A 19,114-nucleotide genomic window follows, 5' to 3' on the forward strand; every position below is an offset into this window, starting at 1 on the left:
CATGGAAGTAATAAAGACAGCGATAGAGGGTGTGGTCATCATCAAGCCACGCATTTTTACGGATGCCAGAGGCTATTTCTTTGAAAGTTTCTCCCAAAAGGAATTTGACGAGAAGGTACGCCCCATCCGTTTTGTACAGGATAATGAAAGCAAGTCAAGCTACGGCGTGATGCGCGGACTGCATTATCAGAAGATGCCTTATACACAGAGCAAACTGGTACGCTGTGTGAAAGGAGCCGTATTGGATGTGGCGGTTGACATACGGGAAGGATCTCCTACATTCGGACAACATGTGGCTGTGGAACTGACCGAGGAAAACCACCGGCAGTTCTTCATCCCGAAAGGGTTCGCACATGGTTTTGCCGTATTAAGCGAAGAAGCCGTATTCCAATACAAATGCGATGAATTCTATGCCCCGGAAAGCGAAGGCGGCATACAGCTGATAGACGAAGCATTGGGCATTGACTGGAGAGTCCCGGTAGAGAATGCCATCCTTTCGGAGAAAGACCTGCACAGGGCATGCTTAAAGGATTCCGTATTGGATTTCAAATACGGAGAAGATTTGTATAAATAAGAAACTTGATATGAACATTCTAGTGACAGGAAGCAACGGGCAGTTAGGCAATGAGATGGTCCGGGTTTCCGGCAAGAGCAAAGAACGCTATGTCTTTACGGACATTGCGGAATTGGATATTACGAAACTGGATGCCGTTCTTTCGCTTGTACGGAAAGAACAGATTGACGTAATTGTTAATTGTGCTGCCTATACCAATGTAGATAAGGCAGAGGATGATGAAAAGACGGCAGACTTGATCAATCATGTAGCTGTCGGTTATTTGGCTGCGGCAGCCAAGTCTGTCAATGCCACACTTATCCATATATCTACCGATTATGTTTTTAGGGGAATCAACTACGTTCCTTTTACGGAAGAGGACATGACGGAACCGACCGGTGTATATGGCAAGACAAAGCTTGCAGGAGAAGAAGCCGTTGTCAATTCAGGCTGCAATTATATAATACTGCGCACTGCATGGCTATACTCGGCATGGGGCAAGAACTTCGTGAAAACCATGCTGAAATTGACGGAAGAGAAAGACATATTGCCTGTCATTTTCGACCAGATAGGCACACCCACTTTTGCCGGTGATCTGGCAGATGCCATAGGTTGGATTCTTGACAGGAGAATGACCGACAAGAAAGGCATTTATCATTTCAGCAATGAGGGAGTATGCTCTTGGTATGACTTTGCGGCAGTTATAGCCCGATTGGCCGGAAACGAGTGTGATGTCCGCCCGATTCATACCTTTGAATATCCGAGCAAGGTGAAACGTCCGCATTATTCGGTTTTGGACAAAACGAAGTTCCGCGAGACGTTCGGTTACAAGATTCCGCATTGGATGGAATCGTTGGAAAAATGTATCAACCAGATAAAAGCACAGAACAATGGGATTTAAACGGAATATACTTATTACGGGTGGCGCAGGCTTCATCGGCAGCCATGTGGTGCGCCTGTTTGTGAACAAATATGCGGACTATCACATTGTCAATCTTGACAAATTGACTTATGCAGGTAATCTGGCTAACCTGAAAGATATTGAGGACAAGCCGAATTACCTCTTTGTGAAAGCCGACATTTGCGACTTTGCCAAGCTCCAGGAGCTGATGAACGGGTACCACGTGGACGGAATCATTCATCTGGCAGCAGAGAGCCACGTGGACAGAAGTATTAAAGATCCTTTTACGTTTGCACAAACAAACGTGATGGGTACACTTGCTTTGCTGCAAGCCGCCAAACTTTATTGGGAGTCGTTGCCCGAAGGTTATGAGGGGAAACGTTTCTATCACATCTCTACCGATGAGGTATATGGGGCATTGGAGCTGACCCATCCCGAAGGCGTGGAACCTCCCTTTACCACTACCGCCTCTTCCGCTGAGCACCATTTGGCATACGGCAAAGATTTCTTCTATGAAGACACCAAATACAATCCGCACAGCCCCTATTCGGCAAGCAAGGCAAGCAGCGACCATTTTGTCCGTGCCTTTCACGACACTTACGGCATGCCAACCATCGTGACCAACTGTTCCAACAACTATGGCCCTTACCAGTTCCCGGAAAAGCTGATACCGCTCTTCATCAACAATATCCGCCATCGTAAACCGCTGCCTGTCTATGGAAAAGGCGAGAACGTGCGCGACTGGCTCTATGTGGAAGACCATGCCCGTGCTATCGATGTCATTTTCCACAATGGCAGGGTTGCCGACACCTATAATATCGGAGGCTTCAACGAATGGAAGAACATCGACATCATCAAGGTCATCATCAAAACCGTTGACCGCCTCTTAGGCAATCCCGAAGGCGCGTCACTCGACCTGATTACCTACGTCACCGATCGCAAGGGGCACGATATGCGCTATGCCATCGACTCTACCAAACTCCAGAAGGAACTCGGTTGGGAACCCAGCCTCCAGTTTGAGGAAGGTATCGAGAAGACCGTCCGTTGGTATCTCGACCATCAAGAGTGGATGGATCATATTACTTCGGGAGAGTATGAAAAGTACTACGAGGAGATGTATAAAAATAGGTAAGGAAATGTGCCGAATTTGATTTTTTTGACTTGTCGGCACATTTTCCTAATGCAATACACTAATGGAACACTTCCCGATATTCCTCGCAATCAAAGCAAGGGCAGGCTTTCTTCACACCGGGCAACTCCCGATGTCCCACAACCAGGGCTTGCGGAAAGAGGCGGTGGAGTTTCCAAAGCAGTTCCAGCAAGGCCACCCTCTGTTCCATGGTCCGGGTGTCGGAAGGTTTTCCGTCCGCATCCAATCTGCCTTCATAGCAGATGCCGATGCTGCAACGGTTAAGAGAAAATATGAAATATGAGATATTTCTGAAACTCATTGATAAGGTTGATTATTTCTGGAATTTCCAATACTTATCAACTGGAGCAATATGGGTATTCATAATAGGCAGTGACCTTCATCTGAGATCTTCTCAGAAAGTAATTTTTACCCTAATTTACATTGCTTTTATGTCATTCAATTATGCAGCACATCTGAGAGGCTATTTGTTTCTTGAGGCTTTCATTGCAGAGATAAAAAATGATGTCATGGATGATTTCAAAACTCAAAAGATAAAACAGCGGGTACAGAAATTGTCCTATAAGAAGCAACGTATAATCTGTAGTGTTGTGTATGTAATTTTATCATGTATAACTGTTTATTTAATTTGGGCATAAAAAATGTACGGAGAATACTTCAACTCAAACAGGCGTATTCCAGAAGAGGAATACGAAAACATAGAACCTGGCACACCAATCGTACTGTCGAACCCGAGTTGGGGCGCATTCAGACAGTTTGCCATTTTTGTCAATACAGAAACGATAGTCTATCAGAAGTATATCAAGCTGGAAGACGGAAGAGATGCCTATCAGATACAAGTGATGTCACTTGAAAACTTTACTAATTATGGTGAGAACGTTCTGTTTGAATACAAACCAAGTTTCGAATATGCTACCGATACAGTAGTGGATAATGCCCTGTCATTTGTAGATGACAACATTTATCTTGGGCTGAGAAGTGTTGTGGGAGATGATTTCGTGTTGGAATGCTTGGTAGGTACTGAAGAGTTCCCTTACGTGCTGCATAGCATGAATATCGGTTATCATTTGTCAGAGGAACGACGAAAATTGGTTAAATACCAGCATCATGCCATTACCATTGAAGGAGGGTGGGTTATTCATTTTGCGTCAACAGACCAAAGTGACAAACCAGTCATCACCCTGCAAAAAAACGCCAAATTACATAATCCGTGCTTGGTCACCCATGACAACGAGTCATTGCCAAGCAGACTGGATGCAAGAAATCGTGCCATGCTGGGGTTGATGGGCATTGTTCAGTTTCATAACTATAACCTTGTTACCAACAACTGCGAGCATTTTGCAAATTGGTGTAAAACCGGAAAGCATAAGAGCAAGCAGGTGTATAAAGCAATCGGTTCAACCGCGTGGTTGGCGTTGTCACTTATCACAAAACGCCCCAATGCTTTGGTGGCCAAAATGATTAAGGACTATCTGTTCTGATACAAACAAGTCTGTGAGAACGAATAATCAAATAGCAAACTACCATGACTTGTCACTTGATGTAGCAAAAGGTATGTGTATCACGTTAGTGGTCATAGATTATATGTTTTTTTCATTCGACAAGTAGGAGTAGATAACATTACTTATGGGGCGTATGAGAGGTATTATGAGGAGATGTATAAAAGAAAGTAACAAATTTAATAGGACGTAAAACAATAGAGTTTATGTAAATTAGATTTGTTATATATCGCGTGTGCGTGTATTTCTGTAGCATGAAATATATCGAACTCAAGTTTCGGATTTAGTATTCACGTAGTTTCCGCATAGGCTTGCATGGCAGTCAACCTTTTGCAGTTAGCGATAATTTGTTCCATCAGGATTTCATCGTCCATGCCAAGCATTTCGACAACAATTGCAACCACCTCCATACCTATCTCTTGCATCCCGTATCAAGATACCGGGTATCAGGGATATGCACCCGAAAAGGTGACCATCATACAGCCCATCAAAAAAGGAAAGATGCTTTCTGGGGGAAGACAAAGAGTTTAACAGACAAGTCGCCTGTATTAGGGTGCGAATGTAAAAACTAATTAACGTAAAATCTAATACAAATATGACATTCAAGCACAAAAGTTACAGTGTCGAATATTTGGTAAAGTAAATTAACTAAATGAGAAGAGAATCAAGGACAAAGAAAAGTCTGTTGAATGCGCGGATGAATATGTTGTGCTACTTCCTCACCTTGGTAGTGGCGTTCTTTACGCGCAAAACGCTACTTGACTATTTAGGTACCGAATTTATAGGACTGACCGGTACACTTCAAAGTCTGTTGGGCTTTCTCAATCTGGCGGAGTTAGGTGTGGGCAGTGCAATAGCATACGTGTTATACAAGCCCTTGTTCGATGAGGACGAGACGAAGATTGATGGTATAATCTCAGTCTTGGGCTATCTGTATCGGAAAATCGGGAGTTGCATTTTTATACTTGGCATCCTGTTGTCAGCCTTCTTGCCATGGATATTCGCTAATACGGGAATTTCATTAACGGTTGTATATATAGGGTTCTATTGCTTTTTGATATCTTCTATGTTCGGCTATTTTATCAGTTATAAAATCTCTATTCTATCGGCTGATCAGCGGAATTATGTGATTACAGGTTTCTTCCAGCTTGTAAATACCGTGAAGGTCATTCTCCAAATGGCATTGGCCTATTATACCCGTAGCTTTTATCTGTTTTTTGCCTTAGAGTTGTTAAGTGGTTTCATTCTTTCCATGTTGCTCAACCATAAGGTTTATCAATATTATCCTTGGTTGAAGACTGATGTAAGAACCGGCAAGGAACTGTATAAGGACTATCCCGAAATAGGGAAATACATCAAGCAACTTTTTACCCATAAGGTGGGAAGTTTTGTTCAAATGCAGATGCTGCCTATTTTGATATATGCTTTCGCCTCGCTTCCCACGGTGGCTCTTTATGCAAACTACACACTTGTTACGCAACGCATTCAAGGACTATTGGGAGGAATACTTGATAGTACAAATGCAGGAGTGGGCAGCTTGATATCGGAAGGTGATCAACAAAAAATATGGAGTGTTTATAAACAACTGTTTGCTTTACGTATGTTTGCTGCCGGTGTGCTGACTTTATGTGTATCCTACCTGATTTCTTCTTTTATTTCACTATGGTTGGGGCAAGAATACATATTGCCTGATATAATAGTGTATTTGATTATCCTCCAACTGTTCTTGCAGATGCTTCGGGGAGTGACAGAACAATTCCTGTTTGGCTACGGACTGTTCTATGATGTTTGGGCGCCTTTGGTTGAATCTGCCTTATTTATTATTTTGTCTATCGTGTTCGGATCCATATATGGACTGCCCGGAGTGCTGGCCGGCCCTGTTGGAGCCACATTGATTATCATTCATGGATGGAAACCTTATTTCCTTTTCACAAAAGGATTCAAGCTTCCTATAACGAATTACGTGAAACTACTCTTGGCGCACCTATTCCCATTATTTATAGGCTACATAGGGAGCATAAAGATGATGGAATATCTCATACCCCTTATTCATGGACTACACAAATGGTTGCATTGGATAATTCAAGCCGCGATATTCACTGTGGTTTTCGCTTGTTTTACATTTACATTATATTACATTGCCTCGTCTGCTTTTAGAACATTTGTTCATCGTTTCTTAAAAAGAAAATAGATATTGATATGAATAACTATATTATTCAAAGTGTTAGCTGCATAGTCCCAGCATATAATTCAGCAATGACAATTCATGCTTGCATTAATGGATTGCTGGGGCAGACGTTTCAGAACATTGAGATTATCATCGTTGACGATGGGTCCAAAGACGGTACTGGAAAACTCTGTGATGAATATGCCGAGAAATATAAGAATGTAAAAGTGATTCATCAGGATAATGGTGGAGTGAGTAGAGCGCGTAATACGGCATTAAAGTATGCAACCGGTGATAGGATCATATTTGTGGATGCAGATGATGAGATTCAAGCTACGTATGTGGAAAATCTAATCGCTGAAGAAGCTGATTGGGTGTTGGGTGGATATATGAATGGGGCGCATATAATCGCTATACAGAGTCAACACTATATAGATAGTGAGATTCCGCAATTTTTTTCTACGCATTTTCATCGTTTATATTCAACGGTGCCTTGGGGGAAACTTTATAAAAGGAGTATAATTCAGAATAATAATTTGAAGTTCGACCCAAATATTCGTTTAGGCGAGGATTTAATATTTAATCTAAATTATTTACTTCATTGCGACAGCGTTGTTACCATATCGTCAACCGGATACAACTACATTCAAGAAGAATTTGGAGCGGATAGATATAATCTGAAAATAGAAGAAATAGAATACACCCTCAATCAAGTGAGTAAAGGAATGGAACTATTAAGCCAAAAGTATGAAAATACAAAATTTACCAGTGAAGCAATAAAACGAACTTTAATCGGTGCATACCCTTTAGATTATATTCTTAATGGTCGATACGATGAATATGAAGCACTTTATTTTAGTACCTTCTTTGAAAAAGACAGAAAGGTATTTTGGAATGATGCAATTTGTAGTCCTTTTATGAGAGGTACAAGAAAAATTAAATATTTAATAAAGAAGCACCAATATGCAATAGCACTGCATCTGATGTTGCAATTGCTTTATGCCTATTGTAAATATTCCATGCGATGAGATTAGCTACATTTGACATTTTTGATACAGTCTTATTACGTAAATGTGGGAATCCGGAAGTGGTTCTTCCTATTTTGGCCCAACGTCTTTATCCAAAAGACCGATATAGGCGCGAAGCCTTTCTTATTTGGCGACACACTGTTAAGGGAGAAACATTTGAGGCCATGTATGCTTCAGCCATTGGTGCAGGTTTAGATGGATATAGTACTGACGAACTGATGCAAATGGAATTGAAGGTAGAGGCAGAGATGCTAATGGCTAACCCTATGATGCAAGACAAAATCAATGACTATCGTAGTAAAGGATATGTTATAAAATTTGTCTCGGATATGTATTTGAGCTCTTCTTTTTTAAAAGAAATTCTGCTTCGAGAAAATTGTGCAGAGGCTACAGATGAGGTTATTGTTTCTTGCGAATGGAGTGCCCGTAAGGACAATGGTGGTCTATTTCGAAAAATAAGAGGTACATATCATCCCGAAACGTGGATACATCATGGCGATAACAAGCGAAGCGATGTGAAGATGGCACGGAAGAATGGGGTGAATGCACGTTGGATAGATACAACCTATACGCCTATTGAGGCGCGGTTGATGTCACAGGCACGGTCGTTTCGCAACGGCTGGCAATTGAAATGGCTGGTGGGCATCAGCCGTATGGCACGGTTGCGTGGCTTAAATACTCCCGAAGCGGTTTTTGCTGCCGACTATGTAGCACCTACTTACTTGCCTTTTGTAATTGACATAATTAAAGAGGCAAAAGAGCAGCATATCGACTATTTGCAGTTCCTCTCGCGCGACGGGTATATTATGTTGGAGATGGCTAAGGCATTGGATCCAGATAATGTGAAACTCAATTATTTATTCGTTTCGCGACGCTCGCTGATACAAGCTTATCTGAGCGAAATGGAAGAACAAGGTTTCTTGGATATCATAGACAAGCATTCGTTGTTGCGTAAGCGGGTAGATGATTTGCTGTGGCTGTTCCAGACCACCCGTATGGAGATGCGACAACGTTTCGGCATCGAGTTTAATTATGACAAGGTTACTACGCAAGTTCAGTCGGATGATTTTTTGCAAAAGATATTCCATCATCCTACGTTTACGCCTTGGTTAAAGGAACAATGCGGCCAGGCATTGCTTCTTGCCCTTGATTATTTCCGTCAGGAGGGAATCTTAGGTAGCAGCCGTTCGCTTATGGTGGATGTAGGATGGTTAGGTACATCACGGCTCATGCTCAACCGTATAGTGAAGGCTCAAGGTAGTCTGCAAGTGCCCACTTACTATTTAGGGGTACGGGCTGATGTCTTGCCTCGTTGCTATGGTGACTATAAACCCTATTTCCCCATGGGGCAACTTGATACTACGGCTACGGCTGTGATAGAGTCCTACTTTTCGGCATCGCCTTATCCAACAACCGTGGGGTATAAGCGTAATACTGATGGGGTTACTCCTTTGTTTCCAGAAGGCGAAGCTATCAAGATACTGACACGGTGCGGATGAATCGCGAAGTCGGTGTTGCGATGGGAAAAATGGTACGTGAAATGAGGGAGGTAGATTCAACATTGCTTTACTTTTGGGCAAAAACTACCATTGATTCCTTGTCGCGACTTTCCGATGCAGTCAATCTCTCACCACTCACTCGTATAGGCGGTTCCGACTTCTTTTTCTCATTGGTCAAACGCTTGTCAATAGGAGAATTGTTCAAGGTGATTTTCTTGGGCGGACGTGTTTCCGGTTTCGACAAGGGAAGTTTATACTATACGGTGGGGAAAAGATGGTATAAAGCACTATTGCCCATTTATAACTTCAGCTCTGCTTGCAGGAGAAAACTTTTCCTGTTGATGATGAGGAAAAAGAAACAATAAGGAAAATACTGACCGAAGATGACAATCCCCGTAATATTATTGAACTATAATTCGTCTACCGATTGCCACAAATGCATTTCTTTTTTGAAGAAACAGGAGGGTATACAGATTGAGATTGTGGTGGTAGACAACTGCTCTGTGGAGGCAGATTTACAAAACTTGCGCACCTTATGCAGCGAGCAAGGCTGTACACTCCTTGAAAACAAAGAGAACCGTGGCTACAATGCCGGTAACAATATAGGATTGCGCTATGCCGCAAAGAAAGGCTATGAATATGCATTGATTGCCAATCCTGATATAGAGTTCCCGCAAACGGACTATTTGGTTCGTATGGTGGAACGGATGCGGCAGGATAAACAGATTGTGGTATGTGGCAGCGACATTGTGACACCGGATGGAGTGCATCAGAATCCGATGCGCCGGGAAGGGCACTGGAGTAGCAGTTGGAACTGGGTGACTGTTCCTTTCAAGAAAAAGAAAACAGATACATACGATTTTATAGACAATTACCGGGAGAGCCATTTTTGTAGTAAGGTTAGCGGTTGCTGCCTGATAGTGCGTATGGACTTTATGCAAAGCATCAGTTTTTTTGACGAAAACGTGTTCCTGTATTGCGAAGAGGCCATACTGGCAAAGCAAGTGGAAAGGGTTGGTAAAAAAACATACTACTTGGCGGATATACAGGCGGTACACCGACATATAAAATCGGAAAAAGGAGATCCGATAAAACGCTATAAGAACTGGGAAAAAGCACGAATTTATTTTATAAAGCGCTATAGCGGCTTTTCTGTTCTTGGAAGATGCATGGCTATATTATCCATACAAACATATATTGCACTATTGATTTTTCATTATAAATCTGCACATAGATAACACTTATGCAAAGAGAAAGATATATGATATGGCGAAGGGACTGGCTATTTTGTGTATTGTGTTGTTGCATTATGAAAATGGTCTGTTCCCTACTGAGGTGAATACCTTTGTCGGTTCTTTTATGATATCGATGTTTTATGTGACATCCGGATGGTTGATGGCCAGTCGGAAAAACATCTCCACAACCAAAGAACTGCTTCAAAAGCGTTGGAAACAATTGGGTATTCCTTATTGTTACTGGACCGTCATAATTCTTGTTTTTGATTTTATTCTCCTGCTTGCAGGGTATTATGACTTAAACCTTATTGCAAGAGAAGCTTATAAATCAGTAACATTAAGAGGAATTGGGACTTTGTGGTTTCTTCCAGCATTGTTTTGGGGAGAGTTAGTCTGGCATTGGCTCTACAAGAAGAAAATATGGATACAAACTGCTGTTTTTCTTGCCATAATAGCTTATATGAATATCTACCATCACATTTTTGATGCTCAACAAGAAACTATCTACCGTATAATCAATGCCCCTTTTAGAACCATGCTCAACATATCAGGAGCCTGCATTGGTATTGCCGGAGGTTACTATTTTTTTCATTTGATAGGGAAAAAGTTTTCAAACTTATCACGGAAACAATTATTGTCAATAGGCATTTGTTTATGTACATCAGCCTTCGTGTTGGTTAACTATTTACCGGAGCCCTTGTCATTTTTCAATATGATTTTGGCTTCATTGATAGGTCCTTGGGGCATTCTTTGCCTTTCAAAAGCCACCCAAGACTGTCGCATTATGAACTACTTTGATTTCTGGGGAAGAAATTCGTTGTTATTGATGGTTACTCACTATTCCATTATAGAGGTTCTTTTTCAATGGGGTGCGGAAGGCGTTTTTCATGAAACTTTCTCGCATTGGGTTTCCTTAGCTTGTTTTTGCCTTTCTATGCCTATTCAGCATTTGCTTGTCCCTCTGTTTGACAAACATTTTAAATCTCTATTAGGAAAATGATTCAGATTGGTTCTTTATTTACACATCGCTCATTGGCAATCGTGTATCTAATAGTGATGTGTACGCAAATTCTCTTTGTAGAGGGATTCGGAGTAAGTCCGTTGAAGATTGTACTCATGTCATTGGCTCCATTTATACTTACCACAAAAGTTCCTTATCTATCCAAAGCTTTTCTCATAGGAACACTTTATATTATAGTGGTGTTTTTTTGTGCCACTATGCAATCTTATGTCCGTGTTTCCACCATCGGATATCTGTTCATGTTCGTTATAACGTTCATCATGTATTATAATCTGGTATATGATGGCGCATTCTCGTTTGATGATTATAGGAAACTCTTGCAGGTGTTTATATGGGCGTTTTTCTATTGTGCCGTATTACAACAACTTTTTTCCGCTGTAGGTTTACGATATATGCCTGTTTTAAATATGGTAGGGCAGACTTATTTGTCACCTATCCATTTTAATACACTTACTTTCGAGCCTTCTTCATCCGCGCGCATATTGGCTTTCCTGTTTTTAGGCTTTCTGCGAATGGAGGAACTGTATTTAGGCAATAAACCCAGTTTCCGCTATTTATGGGACAATCATAGAAAAATCGTATTTGCGTTCTTGTATGTAATGTTATTTATGGGAAGTGGTACGGCAATTATTGCTTTAATCCTCTTATCCTTGTATTTTATTGAAAAGAAATATATTGTTCATATGCTATTAGCATTTTCTTTGGGATATGCAATTTTGACAAATGTTGACTATTTACCCGCGAAACGAATGTTGGTAACCGTAAATGCAGTGATGACATTGGATGTAAATGAAATAACCATAGCCGATAATAGTGCGGCTGCACGTATCAACCCGTTAGTAAACACGTTGACTAATACAGATTTAACCTCGTCTGAAACTTGGTTCGGAAAAGGTACTGTATCTGTGGAACAGAGAAATAATTGGTATTCCACTTTGAAAACAGCCAAAATGGGGAATATCGATCAATACGGACTTATCAGTTTTATTGTAGCAATATCTTTGATTTTTATGTGTTGTATTCCACGTTTTCTATCAGTAGAAACCTTACTTGCTTTTTTTCTGATTGGAATGACCATTAATAACTTCTCTTACATTTGGGGGTGCTATTTCATCTTAGCAACAACGAAATATTTTTATAATAACTATACATCAGATGAACAAGATAATTAACACAAAGCCCATTGCCATACTGATGGCAACCTACAATGGCGAAAAGTATTTGGATGCACAGATAGAGAGTATTTTATCGCAAACCAATAATGAATGGACACTCTATATTCAAGATGATGGTTCGAAAGACAAGACTTTAGACATTATCAAAAAATACTCTGACAATAATCGAATTATGTGGGTTGACAGTGGTTTGACAAGACAAGGGTGTTGTATGAATTTCATGACTTTACTCAATATGGTGGAAAGCTGATATTATATGTTCTGTGACCAAGATGATGTGTGGCTTCCGGAAAAGGTTCAAATAAGTATCGACAAAGTTAGAGAATTGGAGAAAACAAACCCTGACAAACCTATTTTAATCCACACCGATAAGAAAAGGGTGGATGCGGATTTAAATATAATATTGGAGAGTGAATTAAATCGCACCAATCTTCCTATTGAGAAACTGAATAAATTGATGAAAGAAAGGAATTCATTAGAGCAACTCAGATTAGGCACATTTATAGCCGGTTGCGTGATGTGCTTCAACCACAGGGCAAAAGAGGTTTCTTTTCCATTCAATAATTCAAGAATGCAGGATAGTGTTATTGCTATGGCCGTGGCAGCTAACGAGGGAATCATTGCTACGGTTTATCGGCCTACGATGCTTTACAGAATACATACACATAACACTTGTGGCGAAGTAGAAACCTCGATGTTGAATAAGTTGAGAAATATAACTAATACATTGAATGGGAATTTACGAATGTATTATCTTTATAAAGTTTACGGTGGGGGTAATTTGCTGAATTTCATATATTTACGATTTAGAAGATTTGCAATTAGAGGATTTTGAAAAAATAGAAACAATCTTTTATACAAAGAGTGATGATGGATTTAACAGTGGCTATCTGTATGTACAATGCGGAAGTGTATATCGAAAGAACCTTGCAATATATCTATAATCAAACGATGCAGGGCTTCTACTTGCTGATAGTGGACGATTGCAGTACAGACCATAGTACACAAAAGGTAGATGCTTTCTTTGAGCAACATCATAGGCAATATGAATTGATACGTTTGAACGAGAATCAAGGTATTGCTCATGCACGGAATTTTGCAATCAATCATGTAACCACGAAATATTTTGTGTTTATTGATTCTGACGATCTTCCTCTTCCTACACTTATAGAAGAGGAATATAAGTTATTGACCTGTGACCAAGAGATAATGGCTGTTAGTTCTTGGCTGAAATATATTGATAATCAAGATAATGAAATTGGAGGGGGGCTTTTTATCGGCGATACCTCCAAAGAAATGTTCAGGGAACGTGCGCAAAAAAACAAGCTCATCTTTCTTCCGATACAGACCATGTTTGTAAGAAACGATGCGCTAAGAGTGGGAGGATTCCGATTGGATGGCTTTCCGGAAGGCAAACCTCGCTATCGTGACTATTGCGAAGACTTGGATTTATGGACACGTTTGAGCGACCTTTACACCAAGGGTAAAGTAATTGTGACCATCCCCAAAGTACTTTACCTTTATCGAAAAGCAGATACCCTAAGCACCAACCACTTCAATATGATTATCAAAATGCGGTTTGTGAAAAAGAACTTGTTGCTGAGGCGCAGAGGTGAAAAAGAAATGACGTTTATCGAATTTATGAACAGCATGTCGGAAAGAGAAATGCGCAAACTTGAAAAAGACTCTTTGGCAGCGGACTGCTTGCGCAATGGGGTTTTCTATCTGAAAAGTGGCGTCTGGATGAAAGGTATATGGACTTTGATGAAATCCGTATGGTACCAACCTTTATATATCGTGGACAAAATAAACGCAAATTATATCAAGAAATGATGAGAAATATAGCTGTGGAACATATTGAGCAGGTTATCGGTTTCTTGAATGAAAATGCCGATTATGCTGTATTGAGAAATTTTGAGGGACTGCCTGACAATAACAGGAGTCGTGACATTGACATTATCATTACCCGCAAGAGCTATCGGAATATGATAGACCGGCTGGTGGCATTGATAGATAAAAGCGGCTGGAAAATAGTGACTTATCTGCATAGTGACCGATTGCTCACCTTGGTGTGCGGCAAGGTGCTGGGCGACCGTACAGAGTTGGTGCAATGGGACTTCTTTGTGAACACTTCGGTATTCGGTATTTTGCTGATGGATGCCGAAGAGTTCTTGCAATACAAGAAATTTAATGGTTTCTTGCATTATGTGGACGTGGATTGTCAATTTTTGGATAAGTATTTGTACAATAGGGCGGTAGGAAGTTATTACCCTGAAAAGTATAGGGCTACGCGCGAAACAGCTGAGTACTTGCCTTCGGTAGTGGCTAAGGTGAAGGATTTGTACGGATGTGATTCGATAGTCCAATGTGACAGAGTACCGGGCAAACGATTGTTGCTGAAAGCGGTGGCATGGAACTGCCGTCGCAATGTCTTGGCTTTTGTGGGGAACGTGTTTAGGTTCTTATATACTTTTGTGGGGAACTATCTCCGGTCGCGCACCGGTTTCTCCATCGGCTTTACCGGCCCGGACGGGTCGGGCAAGACAACGGTGATTGATACTCTTATTGATAACCTGGGTGATGTGTTTCGCAAGGCACACGCCTATTACCATTTCCGCCCTACGCTGTTTGGCAATTTGGGTGAGGTGGCGCATGCTGCCGGGGTAAAGAAAGAGGTGGACAGGAATTACAGCGATCCGCATCGGGGTGGACGGACGGGTGCGTCCAATTCGCTGCTTCGTTTGACCTACTATTCTGTGGACTATATCTTGGGTTATTGGGCTAAGGTGAAGACGATGACGCGCATCACTCGCCTGGTGATTTTTGACCGCTATTATACCGACATTATCTGTGACAGCCGCCGCAGCCGTATCTATCTCAATCCCAAGTTCCTTTATGGGTTTGGCAGGCTGTTTATCCCATCGCTGGATTATAACATTCTGCTGACTGCCCAAACAGATACTATTTTAGCCCGAAAGCGTGAGCTGGATACGGAGGGCATTGCAGCAATCAATGCAAAAATAGATTATCTGAAGAATAAAAAGGGTTATTACAAAGTGATGAATGAAGGCACTCCACAAGAGGCGGTGACGAAGATTCTTAATATTATATTTGAGAAACAACATAAGAAGAATTTGAAACGATTGAAATAATATGGCAGCGGTAACATTTAAGACACAAGGTTTATGGGCAAAGGCATATTCACGAACTCAGTGGATTCTATCTTCTTTTTTTGAGCAGTGGAAAAATTACGGGTTATCAATCGCTTTTCCAAGCCTTGTATGGTGGATTGGGAATTACACCCATAAGAAAACTATCGGCTTTTGGAGTTTAAAGCATTTGACCCGTAATATGGATAGATATTTTGAAAAGAGAAGAAGATATATAGAGATTATTGAGAAATACAGAAGTGCTACACAAGTGCAATTAAATGACACTATTCCGCTTTCGAGTTATCCTATATGGGTGTTTTGGTGGCAGGGGGCGGGTGCTATGCCTACTTTGGTAAAATGCTGTTTTGCCAAACTTAAACAGCACAATGGCTTGGTCACTTTAATTACGAAAGAAAATATCCGTAATTATGTGAATATTCCGGAAGTTATTTACCGAAAAGTAGATAACGGTGAAATCAGTTACACTCATTTGTCCGATATTCTGAGAATCTCTCTTCTTGCTGAACATGGAGGCATGTGGGTTGACTCTACTTGTTATGTTCCTTATGCCATACCGGATAGCGCGAAAAAAGAGCTGTTTTATTCGCCATCTACCTGTGGACTGGCAGATATGCCTATGTGGTCGAACAGCAGATGGTGCGGCTGGAATTTAGGAACTAATGAAAAGCAAAACGCTTTATTTGCTTTTTTAAGAGATATGCTCTATACTATTAACATAAACGAAGCATGCTTACCGCATTATTTAATATTGGATTATTTGTTGGATTACGCCTATCGCAAGTTTCCCTATATGCGGCAGGTTATTGTGAAGCATAAAGAGTTCAATGTGAAAAGAAATGAGCTGCATTTTCTTCTGAACAAGGTTTATGAAGAGCCTGTCTATCAACGTTTAATCAAAAACGATTGGTGCTTTAAATTGTCATATAAAACACCATGGAAAAAAGAAATTGACGGGAAGATTACTTTTTATGGGAAAATGGTAAATCAATCAGGTGCAGATTAATTGTTCACAGATCTTTACCAAGGTGGACACTCTGCTAATAAAAGGAGGTATATATTGGTACTGGAATGGAATGAATAGCGAGTGGCATTTTTGGGGGGCTACCGATATAGAACTGCTACTATTGTGCCCTTTGTTTATTCTATATTGCCTTTTTTTTACGCAGGGGGCGAATCTGTTACAAACCCGTTTACATCTGTTGATTTATTACTATTCTACTTTCGTAATCGGGGTTGTCATGGCACGGCATGATTTTCTCAATGCTATGTTCAGATACATTGGAACAAAGTGTACAGATTAGGTCTTATGATATAGGCATTGACAGGTGCTTTTGTGATATGAATTGATAATTTTATGAAGATGGTCAATAAAGTAGAAATGAACAGGCTGAAAATATTTATCTCTGCCTACGCTTGCGAACCGGGCTTGGGCAGTGAGATCGGCGTGGGCTGGCATTGGGTATTGGAGATGTCGAAATACTTTGAGCTGTGGGTGCTGACCCGGCAGAGTAACCGGCATACCATAGAGCCGTGGATAGGCGAACACCCGGAATATAGCGACATTCATTTCCTATATTATGACTGGCCAAAATGGGCACGGTTCTGGAAAAAGGGAATGCGTGGGGTACGAACTTACTATAACATCTGGCAGGCATGTACCAATGGCATCGTGAAGCGAACAATGCAGAAGAATGACATACGGATTTTCCACCACCTGACTTATGGCAATGTCATGTGGAAAGTGAGCAGTTACGGACAACGACAGTTCTTTGTGTGGGGACCAGTAGGTGGCATGGAAACAATTCCGATGGAGTATGCCGACCATTATGACCGAAAGTCGAAGATGATAGAACGGATGAGACACATGGCGGTGAGCCTGATGAAACGGAACGCGGGATTCAAACGGAGATGCAGGAATGCGGACCTGATATTATGCAAGACGGATATAACACGGATGCAGATACCGAAGGCGCATCGGGAGAAAGCCATACTGTTTACAGACGTGGCAGTGGACGAAAAACAGCCTGCAACCCGGAAAGAATCCGTGAACTCTTCTGAAATTACGGAGTTTGTCACTGTGGGACGGCTGGATGCCTGGCGCGGCTTCGACTTGGTGATTGAGGCAATGGCGCTTTTTGTAAAAGAGAACCAACGAATTCACTTGACCATTATCGGCAAAGGAGCAGACGAGCAACGGTTAAAGACATTGATTGCACGGTATGGATTGGAACCGTATGTGACAATGGCCGGTAAAGTGGATATGGATACTTATTTTGAATATATGAAGAAATGCGATGCCGTGATAAACGCTTCGCTGAAAGAGGGAGCCGTGACCGTATCGTTCGACAGCATGGCATTGGGGAAACCGCTCCTGTGTATTGATACGACCGGATATACCCGGTATTTTTCCGAAGAGTATGCCATCATCGTGCAACGTGGTGAGAGGAAGATTACCATACAGGAATTGGGCAAAGGCATTCTGACTTTGACCGATAAGGAGAAAAGGGCTGATATGGGAGAACGTGCCCGCCTGGCAGGCAAACAGTTTACATGGCAATCGCGCGGGGAAGAAATACGGGATGCCATAATGAAAGCCTGGAATAAGCAATAAATAGAATGAGCATAGCACATCTTTTGCCTTTCCTTCTGAATGAGGGGGGAAGCAATACTTTCTATACCTTTTCGAACGCTGACGGCAAGCGGTGGCTGATGCCTGCCAAGAATATGCGGACGGCAATGAACCTCTATCAGCCCAGCGGAATAAAAGGAAAAGGGATGAAGGCCTTATTCCCCTATCTTTACAGGCTGGGTGTTGTCAATAAAGCAGTCGGAGCGGAAAAGAAGCGGTATGAATTAGTCCCAGAGTTGGAAAAACTACTATGCCGGTTGTTTGGCACGGGCGACATAGAGTTCTCTATCTTTTGCGGCACTCCATGCGTACATCAAAAGATAACCATGCAAATCAGCAAAGGGGCACGCATATTAGGCTATGCCAAATTCAGTGACAACGATGAGATAAAGCATATTTTTCGGCAAGAACAGGAAACGCTGGACTATTTGGAACAAAAAGGGGTGACATCCGTCCCCCGGTGTTTGTACAGCGGAGAGTGGAGAGACGGGCTGGGGCTGTTTGTGCAAACTACGACCAAGACACGGCACTCTTCGACAGACCACCGGTGGAACGAAAGGGAAATGGCATTCCTTGAAGAACTGCACGAAAAGACAAAGCAGCACATCCCTTTCGAGGAAACGGAGTATTATCGGGATTTGTGCTTGCTCTGCGAGGAAATGAATAACCTGCCGGGATTTGAAACAAGACCCATCGTGGAGGGTGTGAGCAAAGTTTTGAATTTTTATGTTCATAGGGAGGTGGTTTTCTCTTTTTATCACGCCGACTTCACGCCATGGAACATATATGTGGAAAAAGGCCGCCTATATGCCTTTGACTTTGAATACGCCAAGCGTACTTATCCGCCTTATTTGGATTATTTCCACTTCTTCACGCAAACCGCCATTTTTGAGGAACATTTAGGTGCTGATGGCATCTGGAAACTTTTTCAGCATGATAAAGAACGCCTTCAATCTTTGTTCGGCAATCCGGATTTAGCTACACAAGCTATTTATTAGGCATTATAGCACATTACGTGAAGCGTGAAAAAGGCGTGTTTACCGGTGATGTGCAAAGGAACATGAAGTTATGGATTGGACTTCTC

Annotated in this window: 19 protein-coding genes and 1 pseudogene; 18 read left to right on the forward strand and 2 right to left on the reverse strand. The window is 41.6% G+C overall.

Translation table 11 applies throughout. The annotated features are described in order from the left end of the window. Position 1 precedes the first annotated feature (1 nt). The 3 genes from rfbC to rfbB are packed head-to-tail and all read left to right on the forward strand — an operon-like array spanning position 2 to position 2,586. On the forward strand, positions 2-574 hold the full coding sequence (gene rfbC / locus JCM16496_RS06735) for a dTDP-4-dehydrorhamnose 3,5-epimerase (protein WP_025831008.1): 573 nt from the start codon (positions 2-4) through the stop codon (positions 572-574). A gap of 10 nt (positions 575-584) precedes the next feature. Continuing rightward, a complete protein-coding gene (rfbD, locus tag JCM16496_RS06740) occupies positions 585-1,454 on the forward strand; it encodes a dTDP-4-dehydrorhamnose reductase (RefSeq protein WP_025017597.1) in 870 nt (289 codons plus the stop codon). Continuing rightward, on the forward strand, positions 1,444-2,586 hold the full coding sequence (rfbB, locus tag JCM16496_RS06745; RefSeq protein WP_025831007.1) for a dTDP-glucose 4,6-dehydratase: 1,143 nt from the start codon (positions 1,444-1,446) through the stop codon (positions 2,584-2,586). The genes rfbD and rfbB overlap by 11 nt, the downstream gene beginning before the upstream one ends. 58 nt (positions 2,587-2,644) lie before the next feature. Here rfbB and JCM16496_RS06750 read toward each other — a convergent pair. Next, positions 2,645-2,866: pseudogene (locus JCM16496_RS06750) on the reverse strand (peptidoglycan recognition protein family protein); the annotation flags it as partial. A 379-nt stretch (positions 2,867-3,245) separates the two neighbouring features. On the opposite strand from JCM16496_RS06750, the gene JCM16496_RS23050 reads away from it, so the two are divergent. Continuing rightward, a complete protein-coding gene (locus JCM16496_RS23050; RefSeq protein ID WP_025833182.1) occupies positions 3,246-4,085 on the forward strand; it encodes a lecithin retinol acyltransferase family protein in 840 nt (279 codons plus the stop codon). 308 nt (positions 4,086-4,393) lie between these two features. Here JCM16496_RS23050 and JCM16496_RS24590 read toward each other — a convergent pair whose 3' ends face one another. Further along, positions 4,394-4,528 carry a hypothetical protein gene (locus JCM16496_RS24590; RefSeq protein WP_262482761.1) on the reverse strand — a complete coding sequence of 45 codons (135 nt, stop codon included), beginning with the start codon at positions 4,526-4,528 and terminating at the stop codon, positions 4,394-4,396. Positions 4,529-4,755: 227 nt separating this feature from the next. Here JCM16496_RS24590 and JCM16496_RS06770 point away from each other — a divergent pair, with 227 nt between their 5' ends. The 14 genes from JCM16496_RS06770 to JCM16496_RS06840 all read left to right on the forward strand — a co-directional run bounded on the left by JCM16496_RS06770 (position 4,756) and on the right by JCM16496_RS06840 (position 19,028). Continuing rightward, complete coding sequence (locus JCM16496_RS06770) at positions 4,756-6,294, forward strand: lipopolysaccharide biosynthesis protein (protein ID WP_025831003.1); 1,539 nt, start codon at positions 4,756-4,758, stop codon at positions 6,292-6,294. Between the two features lie 8 nt (positions 6,295-6,302). Further along, positions 6,303-7,298 carry a glycosyltransferase family 2 protein gene (locus JCM16496_RS06775; RefSeq protein ID WP_025831002.1) on the forward strand — a complete coding sequence of 332 codons (996 nt, stop codon included), beginning with the start codon at positions 6,303-6,305 and terminating at the stop codon, positions 7,296-7,298. 164 nt (positions 7,299-7,462) lie between these two features. Then, entirely contained in the window at positions 7,463-8,797 is a 1,335-nt protein-coding gene (locus tag JCM16496_RS06780) for a hypothetical protein (RefSeq protein ID WP_025831001.1), read from the forward strand. Then, positions 8,794-9,162 carry a hypothetical protein gene (locus JCM16496_RS06785; RefSeq protein WP_025831000.1) on the forward strand — a complete coding sequence of 123 codons (369 nt, stop codon included), beginning with the start codon at positions 8,794-8,796 and terminating at the stop codon, positions 9,160-9,162. The genes JCM16496_RS06780 and JCM16496_RS06785 overlap by 4 nt, the downstream gene beginning before the upstream one ends. 18 nt (positions 9,163-9,180) lie before the next feature. Then, positions 9,181-10,035 (forward strand): glycosyltransferase, encoded by an 855-nt coding sequence (locus JCM16496_RS06790; RefSeq protein WP_025833186.1) that lies wholly within the window; start codon positions 9,181-9,183, stop codon positions 10,033-10,035. 28 nt (positions 10,036-10,063) lie between these two features. Continuing rightward, positions 10,064-11,032 carry an acyltransferase family protein gene (locus JCM16496_RS06795; protein ID WP_025830997.1) on the forward strand — a complete coding sequence of 323 codons (969 nt, stop codon included), beginning with the start codon at positions 10,064-10,066 and terminating at the stop codon, positions 11,030-11,032. A 281-nt stretch (positions 11,033-11,313) separates the two neighbouring features. Beyond that, positions 11,314-12,225 (forward strand): hypothetical protein, encoded by a 912-nt coding sequence (locus tag JCM16496_RS06800; protein WP_128809482.1) that lies wholly within the window; start codon positions 11,314-11,316, stop codon positions 12,223-12,225. After that, positions 12,209-12,478 carry a glycosyltransferase gene (locus JCM16496_RS06805; RefSeq protein WP_025833190.1) on the forward strand — a complete coding sequence of 90 codons (270 nt, stop codon included), beginning with the start codon at positions 12,209-12,211 and terminating at the stop codon, positions 12,476-12,478. The genes JCM16496_RS06800 and JCM16496_RS06805 overlap by 17 nt, the downstream gene beginning before the upstream one ends. Positions 12,479-12,484: 6 nt before the next feature. Further along, the gene (locus JCM16496_RS06810; protein WP_025833192.1) at positions 12,485-13,063 is read left to right on the forward strand and encodes a glycosyltransferase family protein; all 579 of its coding nucleotides are present in this window, start codon (positions 12,485-12,487) and stop codon (positions 13,061-13,063) included. Positions 13,064-13,095: 32 nt separating this feature from the next. Further along, entirely contained in the window at positions 13,096-14,061 is a 966-nt protein-coding gene (locus JCM16496_RS06815) for a glycosyltransferase family 2 protein (protein WP_025830993.1), read from the forward strand. After that, positions 14,058-15,380, forward strand: a complete 1,323-nt coding sequence (locus JCM16496_RS06820) for a hypothetical protein (RefSeq protein ID WP_025830992.1) — start codon at positions 14,058-14,060, stop codon at positions 15,378-15,380. Before JCM16496_RS06815 ends, JCM16496_RS06820 begins: the two co-directional genes overlap by 4 nt. Position 15,381: 1 nt before the next feature. Then, entirely contained in the window at positions 15,382-16,404 is a 1,023-nt protein-coding gene (locus JCM16496_RS06825) for a capsular polysaccharide synthesis protein (RefSeq protein ID WP_025830991.1), read from the forward strand. Between the two features lie 351 nt (positions 16,405-16,755). Next, the gene (locus JCM16496_RS06835; RefSeq protein ID WP_243462349.1) at positions 16,756-18,012 is read left to right on the forward strand and encodes a glycosyltransferase; all 1,257 of its coding nucleotides are present in this window, start codon (positions 16,756-16,758) and stop codon (positions 18,010-18,012) included. A 5-nt stretch (positions 18,013-18,017) separates the two neighbouring features. After that, complete coding sequence (locus JCM16496_RS06840) at positions 18,018-19,028, forward strand: phosphotransferase (RefSeq protein ID WP_025833195.1); 1,011 nt, start codon at positions 18,018-18,020, stop codon at positions 19,026-19,028. Positions 19,029-19,114 lie beyond the last annotated feature (86 nt).

Source organism: Bacteroides rodentium JCM 16496, from assembly GCF_000614125.1.
GTDB lineage: Bacteria > Bacteroidota > Bacteroidia > Bacteroidales > Bacteroidaceae > Bacteroides > Bacteroides rodentium.